Below are 12,597 nucleotides of genomic sequence, written 5' to 3'. Positions count from 1 at the left end.
CTTTTTTCGATTACATATAATTATACATCAAAAAAAGGTAGCGAGATGCTACCTTTATTGTTCCATTTGCCGAGCAAGGAAGCTCGCCGCAGTTTCTGCTGCTTTATGCTCTACTTCACCAAGCGTCTTATCTTTCGAGAAAATAATGACTGCTCCGATTGGATCTCCTCCAGCAATAATTGGTGCAACCACGTATGATTGCATATGTTCCTCATGACCTTGGGCAAATGATACACTTTTTTCTTCTGTATGCAAAATAGACTGACGATCTTCCATCACTTTCTCAACAAGCTCACTTACGCTCCTATTTAAATACTCCTTTTTCGATCCGCCTGCTACGGCAATAAATACATCGCGATCACAAATGAGAACAGGTTGTCCTAAACTGTCAAAAAGAGCCTCAGCGTACTCTTTTGCAAAATCACCTAGCTCACTAATCGGCGAATACTTTTTCAAAATGACCTCGCCATCTCGGTCAACAAATATTTCAAGCGGGTCTCCTTCACGGATGCGAAGTGTTCTGCGAATTTCTTTCGGAATTACAACTCGTCCTAAATCATCGATTCGTCGAACAATACCTGTTGCTTTCATCTATCGATGCCTCGCTTTCATCTAGTGATTAAAAATGGCACTGGTGAAGCAGTTGAATAATTCACCATTGTTGTGATTAGTATCCGTCACAAGCGAAGTTATATACACAGTGAAGGGGGATTTTTTTTAAAAAGTGAAAATCCCCCATCTTCATCATTGCCACTTATTTATAAACAATAAACATGAAGCAATCAATTATTTTTTAGCATATTTTAACCCTTTTAGCAACTCATAAACGATCATTAACCATTGTTGCGGTTTCATTCCTTTTACATGAACGACAATTTTGAAGCAATCTCCATCCATGCCGAAACCAACATCTCTTCCATACGGCTCACCGAGCTTAAACAATTGACTAACATCAATTTGCTTTGTCGTTTCTTGTGAAAATAAAATTGTAATTTCTTGCTTCGTCTGCTTAATGGACTGAATGAGATGCTGTTTCGCGTATATTTTTATTTCGGCAATTTGGAATAAATAGGCCACTTCGTCCGGATAATCACCGAAGCGATCTAACATTTCTTCCCGTAATTGCTCGAGTTCTTCTAACGAATCAAGCCCACGGAATCGCTTATACATCTCGATTTTTTGTTGTTCGTTTGTAATGTAATGCTCTGGGATATACGCATCAATTTCTAAATCAATCTCCACTTCAAACGGCTTTTCTTGCTTCGTTCCTCGTCGTTCTTCAATCGCTTCTTTCAACATTTGAGAATAAAGTTCAAAACCAACGGAATCAATAAATCCATGTTGTTGCGCCCCTAGCAAGTTTCCTGCACCTCGAATAGACAAGTCGCGCATTGCGATTTTAAAACCGGAGCCTAGCTCTGTAAATTCTTTAATGGCTTGCAATCGTTTTTCTGCTATTTCGTTTAACGCCTTATCTTTTCGATACGTAAAATATGCATACGCAATGCGATTAGAACGTCCTACACGCCCTCGCAATTGATATAGTTGGGAAAGACCCATTTTATCTGCATCATAAACGATCAACGTATTCACATTTGGAATGTCAACACCTGTTTCGATAATTGTCGTGCTCACTAATACATCATACTGACCTTCTAAAAACGCAAGCATGACCGCTTCGAGTTCATGTTCGGACATTCTTCCGTGTGCATATGTCACGCGAGCATCTGGTACGAGCGCTGAAATTTCTTCTGCCTTCCGATCGATGTCTTCAATGCGATTATAAAGGAAAAACACTTGTCCTCCGCGCGCCATTTCCCGTTCAATCGCTTCTCGCACAATGATCGGGCTATATTCCATCACATATGTTTGTACAGGAAAACGATTTTCCGGAGGTGTTTCGATAACAGATAAATCGCGGACACCGATAAGCGACATATGCAACGTACGTGGGATCGGTGTAGCGGTTAATGTTAATACATCGATATTTGTTTTTAGTTGTTTAATTTTTTCTTTATGAGCAACACCGAATCGTTGTTCTTCGTCAATAATTAATAACCCTAAATCTTTAAATGATACGTCTTTAGATAAAAGCCGATGTGTTCCAATAACCATATCAATCGTGCCGTCTTTTAAGCCTTGAATGGTTTCCGCCTGTTGTTTTTTTGTACGGAAACGGCTTAATAAACCGATGTTAATCGGATAACCCTGAAAACGTTCACGAACTGTTTCGTAATGTTGTTGCGCTAAAATCGTCGTTGGTACGAGAAATGCAACTTGTTTTCCATCCATAATTGCTTTAAATGCTGCTCGCAACGCTACTTCTGTTTTTCCGTAACCAACATCTCCACATAACAACCGATCCATCGGACGTTCGCTTTCCATATCGCGTTTAATTTCACGAATTGATCGAAGCTGATCTTCTGTTTCTTGATATGGAAACGCTGCTTCAAACTCTCGTTGCATTTCATTATCAGGTGAAAACGCATACCCTTTGCTCGCTTCACGCTCAGCATATAACTTCATTAAATCTTCGGCAATATCTTGAACAGATGACTCGACTTTCTTTTTTACTTTCTTCCACTCTGTTCCACCTAATTTATAAATTTTCGGCTCTTTTCCTTCTGAACCGACATATTTTTGAACGAGGTCCATTTGATCAACAGGAACGTATAACGTATCATTCCCTTGGTATTGAATATGAATGTAATCTTTATGAATGCCGTTAATCTCTAACGTTTCGATTCCTAAGTATTTTCCGATCCCATGATTGACATGAACGACATAGTCACCAACTTTTAAATCTGTATAACTTTTAATTCGTTCGGCGTTCGACAACTTTTGACGCCGTAAAGGACGCTTCATTCGCTTTTTAAATAGCTCTTCTTCTGTAATAACGGCTAGTTTTTGCATCGGCAATTCAAAACCTGCAACTAAACTAGACGAAACAACTTGACATTTCCCATGCAGCAATACATCGTCTTTCCCCATTTGGACGGCATCAATATCATAATCTTCTAACGTCTGTTTCAGTTTTTTCGCCCGTTCTTCATCTCCTGCTAGTAATACAACAGCATAATTCCCTTTTTGCCATCGCTCGATTTCTGCCTTCAACAATTGCATCTGACTATAAAACACTTGCATTTGTTTGCAAGATACATTGACAATATTTTGAGGATGTGTATATGGAATGTGACGTAAAAATAAAGATAAATAAATCGTTGATCTCATCCGCTTTTGCAATACTTCGGGGAACGAATGAGAAATCGAGACACTTTGCACAATTTTTCCTTCTTCTAATAAATTCGTGTACCATTCTGCCTCTTCTTGCTCCAGTTTTTCTGCTACTTCTTGAATACGACTCATTTCATCAATGATAATAACACCGTTTTCTGGAATATAATCTAGCAAACTTGCAGCCGAAGGATAGAAGAATGAGAAATATTTATACATTTCTTCAATTGATTTTCCGTTTTTTAACTGCTCCAATTCAAATGACACATGTTCAAATAAACGATTTTTTGTTTTTTCATTGTGAATATGTTGGAGCGTATGATGAAATTGTGCCTCTAACTGTTGAATTGCCTGATTTATATTTTGTTGTTCAACGATCAATTCTGTTGCCGGTCCAATTAATATTTCGTCCATTTCAGCAATTGAACGTTGATCGTCGACTGAAAACGTCCGAATCGACTCGATCTCCACATCAAATAGTTCAATACGATAAGGAAGCTCGGCTGTAAGCGGATAAATATCAATAATGCCTCCTCGGACGCTAAATTCCCCGGGAGTCGAAACAATAGATACACGTTCATATCCCATTGCAACAAATTGTTTCAAGCAATGTTCCACATCCATTTGCTCACCGACGCGAAAATGAAGTTGATAACGTTGCCATACATCTTTCGGTGGCAATAGTCGTCGGAGGGCAGCAATAGGAGTAATGACAATGCCTTTTTTTCGTTCACACCAATAGTTTAATACTTCTAAACGTTGCGCCCTTAATTCTGGACTAGCTACAGCTAGTTCAGCTGCAATTAATTCATTGACAGGATAAAGAAACACTTCTTCCTCATCAATTAATTGAATGAGGTCGTCATATATTTTTTGTGCTTGAAATAAATTGTGCGTCACGATGCATAAAGGACGTTCAGTATTCTCATACAAAGAAGAAATGAAAACAGAACGGGCAGAGCCAGATAAACCGGTTACAAGCTGCTCCTTTAGCCCATTGCGAATCCCTTCTGCAACCGATTGCATCTCCACATGATTAATAAAATATTGCCGTAACCCTCTCAAAAAATTCCCTCCTCCCCAAACATAAATACAAAAACGCTTTGGGTCCCCCAAAGCCAATCATTGAATAAATTTCTCATATTGATGAAGATCGGGATTCCGATCTAACGCCTCTTGACAATCTTCGCAAATCGACTTTACACAAATTTCCCCTGTCGGAAGATATTGAATCATATCTAACCTTTCTTCTTCTGTTAGTCGATGAAAGCCCAATTGTTCACTCTCTAGCTCAAGCGCATCAATGGTTCCAATTTTCACGCCACAATGACGGCAATAATAGTGTAATGCCATACTTGTCCCTCCCAAATGGTTGTTTTAATCGAATACATTTTGAACCATTTAGTCGGGAATTATTCATTACTTGTTGAATTCGTTCATCACTTGCGCAAACGGAATTTGCAACGATCGTTCGCATGCATCCGCCGCCTTTTGAACAGCTTGTTCGATTTGTATTTTTTCTTCAGCTGTCCATCGACCTAATACATAGTCGCTTACTTTCATCCCATTTTTCGGTCGATCAATGCCAATACGAATGCGTTTAAATTGCTCTGTTTTCAAATGATGAATAAGTGATTTCATACCATTATGACCGCCGGCACTTCCCTTTGGACGCAAGCGAACGGTTCCCGTTGGTAGATCTAAATCGTCATAAATAACAATGACTTCATCGACGCTAATACCATAATAATCAACTAACGGTCGAACACATTCGCCTGATAAGTTCATATATGTAAGCGGTTTGCATAATATAACCTTTTCACCTAAAACAATGCCGCTTGCAAATATACCTTGGAACTTTGTTTGGTTAAGCGCAAGCCCCCATCGACGGGCGAGCTCGTCTATCACCATAAATCCTACATTATGTCTCGTTTGCTCGTAATCTTTCCCAGGATTACCTAAACCAACAAACAGTTTTGTCATTTCTCCTGCTCCTTCTCTCCATACTGCAAAAGACGTAACCAATGATGGCTACGTCCGTCACGGCGTTGTTTCCCGTCCCTCTTCCGATTCTGGTCTTCCCGACTCTTGTTCTTCACCGCTATGAATTTCTTCTTCTTGTTTTGGTGGCAAGATGGACGCAATCACTTCTGTCGGATCGTGATTGATTTCATAAGCACCGTTTGTTTGAATATGTGAAACTGTAATAACATCGCCTACTTGCAAATTCGTTATATCTACATCAATGGATGGCGGGATGTTTGACGGTAAGGCTCGAATGGATAATTGATGCATTGCCTGTTGCAATACGCCCCCATCTTTGACGCCAGCTGCTTCACCAATGAGATGAATAGGAACGTGAACATCTATTTCTGTTTTGGCATCAACAGCTAAAAAGTCAATATGAATAATATCTTGACGAATCGGATGTTTTTGCATATCACGAACGATGATACGAATGTGATTGTCATTCATTTTTGCGTCTAAAAGACCCGTACCGCCTGTAGCCCGAAACTGCTTCAAAAACTCAGCCGCATCAACAAAAACCGGTTGGCTATTCGTCGCTTTCCCGTACAAAACAGCCGGAATATGACCTTGCTTCCGCATTTGTTTCACATAAGAACGTCGATGGTCTGGACGTAATTGAAGTTGTAACAATGAAATCACCTTCCTATTTTAGAATCGCTCATAGCTTCCCCTAAAATAGGAAGGTCTAAACATCATTAATCGAACAACGCGCTAATCGATTGTTCTTCGTGTACGCGAATAATTGCTTCACCGATAAGAGGAGCAACGGACAGTTCAACAATTTTATTCGTTTTCTTTTCTTCAGGAATGGCAATTGTATTCGTGACAACAAGCTCTTTAATTTTCGAGTTTTGGATTCGTTCAATCGCTGGACCTGATAAAACTGGGTGCGTACAACACGCATACACTTCTTTTGCCCCATGCTCAGCTAATGCATTTGCTGCTAAAGTAATTGTACCAGCTGTATCAATAATATCGTCCACTAAAATCGTCGTTTTTCCTTGTACATTCCCAATAATGTTCATAACTTCTGCTACATTTGGTTTTGGACGACGCTTGTCAATAATGGCAATCGGTGCTTTTAAACGATCTGCCATTTTCCGTGCACGCGTCACGCCACCATGGTCTGGAGAAACGATAACGATATCATCAAGCTGCTTTTCTTTAAAGTAATCTGCTAAAATCGGAACTCCCATTAAATGATCGATTGGAATATCAAAAAATCCTTGAATTTGCGGCGCGTGCAAATCAAGCGTAATGACGCGAGACGCACCAGCTGTTTCTAACAAATTAGCAACTAATTTTGCCGTAATCGGTTCACGAGAACGCGCTTTGCGATCTTGACGAGCATATCCGTAGTACGGCATAACAATGTTTATTGTTTTAGCAGATGCTCGCTTTAATGCATCTATCATAATAAGTAACTCCATTAAATGCTCATTCACAGGGGCGCTTGTTGATTGAATAACATAAACATCGCATCCCCGAATGCTTTCCTCAATGTTAATTTGAATTTCCCCATCACTAAAACGAGAAACAGAGCACTTTCCTAATTCTACACCAATTACTTTTGCGATTTCTTGAGCTAAGATCGGATTAGAATTTAACGAAAATAACTTTAAATTAGAATTCAAATACTGAGACATGGGTCAATAAACCTCCATTAGGATTTTTTCTTCGCTTGTAAACGTTCAACATAATTTTCTTTATTTGTTTGTCGAGCACGAGCAATAGCTAGAGCTTGGCTTGGTACATCGTCGGTAATTGTTGAGCCGGCCGCTACATACGCCCCACTTCCTACTACAACAGGAGCAATCAAATTCGAATTACAACCAATAAACGCGCCATCTTCAATTTTTGTCACGTATTTATTCATACCGTCATAATTTACTGTAATGGTGCCACAGCCAATGTTGACATCCGCACCTACCTCAGCATCTCCAATATAGCTTAAATGCGATGCTTTACTTCCATTTCCAAACGTCGCTTTTTTAATCTCAACGAAGTTTCCAATTCTTACATCATCGCCAATTTTAGATAGCGGACGAATGTGAGCAAACGGTCCGACCGTTACTTCTGAACCTACTTCACTATCATGTACAACCGAATGCCGAATCGATGTGTTATGACCAATACGACAATTTTTAATTTCACTATTCGGTCCGATCATGCAGTTTTCACCGATCACCGTATGCCCCTCAATCCATGTCCCTGGATAAATGATTGTATCCTGTCCAATGCTTACATCAGGTGCTATATACGTATGCTCAGGATCGATGATTGTCACACCATTTGCCATATGTTTGCGATGAATGCGCGCCCGCATAATTTTTTCTGCTTGTGCAAGCGCAATGCGGTCATTTACACCTAGCGTTTCTTCAAACATCGGTGTTTCATATGCTGAAATGATTTCGCCTTGTTTTTTCAAAATTTCGATCACATCTGGTAAGTAATATTCTCCTTGCGCATTGTCATTTGATACTTTCGTAAGCGCTTCAAATAATGCACGATTATCGAAACAATACGTCCCTGTATTAATTTCCCGAATCTTTCGCTCTTCTTCTGTTGCGTCTTTATGTTCTACAATTTTTTCAACATGTCCATCTTTATTACGGACGATGCGACCATATCCTGTTGGATCCTCTGCAAGGGCGGTTAAAATCGTTGCTTTCGCTTTCGTTTGCAAATGATGATGTAAAAGCGCTTCCATCGTTTCTGAGGTGATCAATGGCGTATCCCCGCAAACAACGAGAGTCACACCATCTTTATCAGCTAAATGAGGTGCTGCTTGCATTACGGCATGCGCCGTCCCAAGCTGTTGTTCTTGAATGACGTATTCACTTTGATTGCCAAGCTGTTCTTTCACTCGTTCTGCTCCAAAACCAACAACGGTAATTAGTCGATCTACATGCAATGTAGAAATCGCATCCACTACATGTTGTACCATCGGCTTGCCACAGACAGGGTGCAACACTTTATACAGCTTTGAACGCATACGCGTCCCCTGCCCAGCCGCTAAAATGATCGCATATCGTTTCATCGTAAGGCCTCCATACCTCTCTTTATCCATATTGAATATATATCAATTATGTATGTATTTCAAGGAAACATTGTCATCTGCCAAAAAAATTCATCATTTTCATCATATGTTCTTTACGAATAGAGTAAACATGATTTTCCATATAAAAAGGACCCTTTTTTAAGCGAAAGGGTCCTTTCTTATGATTACGAAGCACCTGCTTCTTCAAGCTCTTTTTCCAACTCACCAGCACGGTGATATTCAGCTAAAACAGCCTCTTGGATTTTCCCGCGGGTTGTTGAGTTAATTGGATGAGCGATGTCACGGAATTCCCCGTCAGGAGTACGCTTGCTTGGCATAGCGACAAACAAGCCGTTATTGCCTTCAATCACACGGATATCATGAACGACGAATTCATGATCCAACGTAATCGAGGCAATCGCTCTCATACGTCCTTCGGTATTCACGCGGCGTAATCTCACGTCAGTTACTTCCATTCTGTTCACCACCTTTTCCCTATATAAGAACTTAAGTGAATTTATTCCACACTGTTTTTTATTTTCCTGCTAACATGAAAAAAATTTTTTACGATTGTTTGACAAGTGCAACCACTTCAATTTCAATTAACGCATCTTTCGGTAAGCGCGCAACTTCAACAGCAGAACGCGCTGGTTTATGATTGCAAAAATATTGTCCATATACTTCATTCATCGCCGCAAAATCGTTCATGTCTTTTAAAAATACTGTTGTTTTCACAACCGTTTCTAAGGACGCTCCTGCCGCTTCAAGCACTGCTTGTAAATTTTTGAACACTTGATGCGTTTGTGCTTGAATATCTCCTTGTACCATCTCTCCTTCTGGTGTTAAAGCAATTTGACCAGAGCTGTAAAACATGTTGTTAACAATAATGCCTTGTGAGTATGGTCCAATCGCTTGTGGAGCTTGATTTGTGTGTACAACTTTCATGCCTCTTCCTCCTGTATGTAAAAATCGTTTTATTTATTTGACAAAATGAAAGTAGTTTCCTTCTTCTACTGTAATTTGTTTTTCTTTTACATTAACCGATGTCAGTTTCACAAGGGAAACGTATTCATCGACAAGTCGTTCTTCTGCTTCTTCCGACTCGACGAGCACACCGATACCAACAACATTGGCACGAAATTCTGCAAGCAAACTAATCATGCCATTAATCGTTCCGCCCGCTTTCATAAAATCATCTACAATTAATACGTTGGCTCCTTCTTTTAAACTTCGCTTCGATAGCACCATCGTTTGAATACGTTTCGATGAACCAGATACGTAATTGATACTGACCATTGACCCTTCCGTCACTTTACTGTCGCGACGAATAATGACGACAGGTACATTTAAAAAGCTCGCAACAGCATAGGCTAGGGGAATCCCTTTTGTTGCAACTGTCACAACAAAATCAATTTGTTCATGCGCAAACGCAGAAGCATACAATCGTCCAATTTGGTTAACGATGCGCGTATCACCAAGTAGATCAGTCATATATAAATAACCTCCTGGCAATAAACGATCAGGATCTGCTAGGCGTGTACATAATTGTTGAATAAATTGTTTCGCTTCTGCTTCTGACATTTTCGGTACGTATTGTACTCCCCCTGCTGCCCCAGGAAGCGTGCGCAACAAACCGATCCCTTGTTGTTCAAATGTCTGCTTAATAATAGCCAAATCCTCGCTAATTGACGATTTCGCTGATCCGTATCGTTCCGCAAAAAAAGTAAGCGGGACGAGCTGATGTGGATGGTAAAGCAAATAATGCGTCATATCTACAAGCCGACTACTCCGCCTTAATTTCATGTAATAACCTCCTTATTGTTCGTGTCTTTCTCCAATTAATCGAACAGCATATACGTGTTCACAAAAACCGCGCAAACCGTTATATACTCGTTGTAAACGTGAATCGTGTTGAACGAGTCCAAATACGGTTGGTCCGCTTCCACTCATTAACGATACATCTGCACCGAAACGTTTCATTTGTTCTTTAATTTGCGCTACTTCAGGATGCATGTTTAATGTAACACTTTCTAAAACGTTCCCAGCAAGCGCACAAATTTTTTCATAATTTTTCTCTTTAATCGCCGCAACCATACCATCTACGTCTGGATGATGAACAGATTGTAATTGTAAATTTCGGTATACATCTGCTGTTGATACACCGATTGTTGGTTTTGCTAAAATGACCCAACATGGTGGAGGGGCCGGAATATGCTCAATTTTTTCCCCCCGTCCTCTCGCAACCGCTGTCCCCCCATATACGCAAAATGGAACATCCGATCCGATCTCCGCTCCAATTTCTGCAAGTTCGTCTAAACTTAAACCTAGTCCCCAAAGTTTATTCAATCCGCGCAACGTTGCCGCTGCATCGCTACTTCCACCTGCAAGACCTGCCGCAACAGGAACATGTTTCGTGATAGAAATCGCCACACCACGACGAACACCTAGCTTTTCTTTCAGAAGTTTAGCTGCTTGATATGCTAAATTTCGTTCATCATCTGGCACAAAGCGATTGTGTGAAATAATTTGAATCGTATCACTATACAAATCCGTTAACTCCACACGGTCAGCTAAATCAATCGTCGTCATCACCATATTTACTTCATGGTAACCGTCTGAACGCTTATGTAACACATCTAGAGATAAATTAATTTTCGCTGGTGCTTTCACTAACAACCTCAAACTGTTCACCTACTTTTCCGACTTCAAACTCCTATCGACATTTTACCACAAAAAATAGTGAACAAATACGTGCCTTTTCCATACACATAAAAAAAGAGACCACCGATATTGGTCGCCTCCTTAACCATCATGAATGTGAGCTGCTCATCGCTACTTGTTCATCATCTAAAAATGTCAGCTGTACCGTTTCCGTCAACACGTCTGCATAACTATATGATACACGTTCAAAAGCGTTTTCTTCTTGATCCAGTTCAACAACAAATACGGACGGATATGTTTGGGCTAACACGCCGCAACGCTCGATTGTCTTTCGACGCCCACCGTTCGCTTTTAACGTCAATCTTTTACCGAGATTCGAATCCAACACTTTTTTAATTTCCGACAATGTTTTTCCCATCGTATCCACCTCACTATTAAGTAGTATAACAAACGAAATGTAATAAGTCAAAAAATAAGAATTATATCAACAAAGAATATTTTATGTCAATACTTTTGTCTTTATTATGGACAATAATAAAAAAATTATGTACAAAAAGTGTTAAAAAATAAAATGATATTCTTGTCTTTTTACCACGATGGCAAAAAGACAAGAAGTATGTTATGTTTGCTCATCTATCGTCCGAAATGGCATTCCCGTTCGCAAGACGCCTCGCGTTTCGACACCGCCCAGTCCCTTCTCCCCCGTTAATGTATTTCGTAGCACATCCCATACGTTGACACGATCCATAAAAGGAGTGAAGCTAATGCGTGAAACGATATATACAGGGTCAAGTGCATGAATATTGACACGCGCAGGGGAGCTTGCAAAGTTAGCACCTGCTCGAATAAGTGATTCAAAATGAGATTGACACGCTCCAGCGAAAATCACAAGTTGGTCGAGATTCGGGATTTTTTTTCGGGCCTGCTTCACCGTCTGTACGAAATATTTCGAATGACGATACGCTTTTAAATCATCGATCGCTCCTTTTGATTTTGAATACGCATCATGCCCAGTTACAACTAAAATATCAGGACGAACTTGTTCAAGTAGTGGAATAATGCGATCAGGCATGTCTGTTTCGTGGCAATGGACACCATATACCGGAACTCCAATTCGCTCATACAACTGCATACATTTTCGTAAATAAAGCGGATCACCGTCTATATGAAGCACTCGGCCAGGAAGTTGAAAAAAATCCATTTTTACTTCGTATCCACCTGTTGATTCATATTCGCTTTTTTCCCGTAACAAACGATAATCTTGACGCAACAATTTGTAACATTGCTCAATATGTTGTTTTTCTTCTTCTTTCCGTCTCTTTTTTTCACGTTCATCAATAACAACTAAATCGGAAAAAGGAGCATCAGCTATGAGTCGAACATCTTCTCCATATAAGATCGCTTCTTTTTCTCCCTCTTTTTCTTTAATATCAATAACTCGAAACAAAACATCACATTCATACGATTTCCGCGCAACAATGTCCCCAACTTGAATCATACACGTCCGCCCTTTCGTTTGTTTTGTTTGTAACATATGCAACGAAAGGATAGAACGTGTTAAGAAAAGCGCAAAGCGCCCCCAATTTCGCCTAAAGGCAGCCCGCATCCTGCGGGCAACGGCGAAATGTCGCCAT

General features: G+C 40.1%; 13 protein-coding genes. All 13 read right to left on the bottom strand.

Annotation, left to right across the window (positions count from 1 at the left end; all coding sequences use genetic code 11):
- Positions 1 to 54: 54 nt before the first annotated feature.
- Positions 55 to 591, bottom strand: a complete 537-nt coding sequence (gene spoVT, locus HNQ82_RS12845; RefSeq protein ID WP_183250146.1) for a stage V sporulation protein T — start codon at positions 589 to 591, stop codon at positions 55 to 57.
- 195 nt (positions 592 to 786) lie between these two features.
- Positions 787 to 4,299 carry a transcription-repair coupling factor gene (gene mfd, locus HNQ82_RS12840; RefSeq protein WP_183250144.1) on the bottom strand — a complete coding sequence of 1,171 codons (3,513 nt, stop codon included), beginning with the start codon at positions 4,297 to 4,299 and terminating at the stop codon, positions 787 to 789.
- Between the two features lie 57 nt (positions 4,300 to 4,356).
- On the bottom strand, positions 4,357 to 4,587 hold the full coding sequence (fin, locus tag HNQ82_RS12835; protein WP_183250142.1) for an anti-sigma-F factor Fin: 231 nt from the start codon (positions 4,585 to 4,587) through the stop codon (positions 4,357 to 4,359).
- Positions 4,588 to 4,653: 66 nt separating this feature from the next.
- Positions 4,654 to 5,217 carry an aminoacyl-tRNA hydrolase gene (gene pth / locus HNQ82_RS12830; RefSeq protein ID WP_183250141.1) on the bottom strand — a complete coding sequence of 188 codons (564 nt, stop codon included), beginning with the start codon at positions 5,215 to 5,217 and terminating at the stop codon, positions 4,654 to 4,656.
- Positions 5,218 to 5,274: 57 nt separating this feature from the next.
- Positions 5,275 to 5,901 carry a 50S ribosomal protein L25/general stress protein Ctc gene (locus HNQ82_RS12825; RefSeq protein ID WP_183250139.1) on the bottom strand — a complete coding sequence of 209 codons (627 nt, stop codon included), beginning with the start codon at positions 5,899 to 5,901 and terminating at the stop codon, positions 5,275 to 5,277.
- A gap of 56 nt (positions 5,902 to 5,957) precedes the next feature.
- Positions 5,958 to 6,908, bottom strand: a complete 951-nt coding sequence (locus HNQ82_RS12820; protein ID WP_035021116.1) for a ribose-phosphate diphosphokinase — start codon at positions 6,906 to 6,908, stop codon at positions 5,958 to 5,960.
- 17 nt (positions 6,909 to 6,925) lie between these two features.
- Entirely contained in the window at positions 6,926 to 8,302 is a 1,377-nt protein-coding gene (gene glmU / locus HNQ82_RS12815; RefSeq protein ID WP_183250137.1) for a bifunctional UDP-N-acetylglucosamine diphosphorylase/glucosamine-1-phosphate N-acetyltransferase GlmU, read from the bottom strand.
- Positions 8,303 to 8,487: 185 nt separating this feature from the next.
- Positions 8,488 to 8,778 (bottom strand): septation regulator SpoVG, encoded by a 291-nt coding sequence (gene spoVG, locus HNQ82_RS12810; protein ID WP_003398210.1) that lies wholly within the window; start codon positions 8,776 to 8,778, stop codon positions 8,488 to 8,490.
- A gap of 88 nt (positions 8,779 to 8,866) precedes the next feature.
- Complete coding sequence (locus tag HNQ82_RS12805) at positions 8,867 to 9,247, bottom strand: RidA family protein (RefSeq protein ID WP_032101709.1); 381 nt, start codon at positions 9,245 to 9,247, stop codon at positions 8,867 to 8,869.
- A gap of 33 nt (positions 9,248 to 9,280) precedes the next feature.
- Positions 9,281 to 10,105, bottom strand: coding sequence for a pur operon repressor (gene purR / locus HNQ82_RS12800; RefSeq protein WP_032101710.1), 825 nt, complete (start codon positions 10,103 to 10,105; stop codon positions 9,281 to 9,283).
- A gap of 12 nt (positions 10,106 to 10,117) precedes the next feature.
- Positions 10,118 to 10,984, bottom strand: a complete 867-nt coding sequence (gene ispE, locus HNQ82_RS12795) for a 4-(cytidine 5'-diphospho)-2-C-methyl-D-erythritol kinase (protein ID WP_183250135.1) — start codon at positions 10,982 to 10,984, stop codon at positions 10,118 to 10,120.
- A gap of 127 nt (positions 10,985 to 11,111) precedes the next feature.
- Entirely contained in the window at positions 11,112 to 11,381 is a 270-nt protein-coding gene (gene veg / locus HNQ82_RS12790) for a biofilm formation stimulator Veg (protein WP_004888526.1), read from the bottom strand.
- 201 nt (positions 11,382 to 11,582) lie between these two features.
- On the bottom strand, positions 11,583 to 12,461 hold the full coding sequence (gene yabG, locus HNQ82_RS12785; protein WP_183250132.1) for a sporulation peptidase YabG: 879 nt from the start codon (positions 12,459 to 12,461) through the stop codon (positions 11,583 to 11,585).
- Positions 12,462 to 12,597 lie beyond the last annotated feature (136 nt).

Source organism: Anoxybacillus tengchongensis, assembly GCF_014201585.1.
Classification (GTDB): Bacteria; Bacillota; Bacilli; order Bacillales; family Anoxybacillaceae; genus Anoxybacillus; species Anoxybacillus tengchongensis.
The sequence above is the reverse complement of the archived record's forward strand: the minus strand, read 5'-3'. Positions and strand labels throughout refer to the sequence as shown.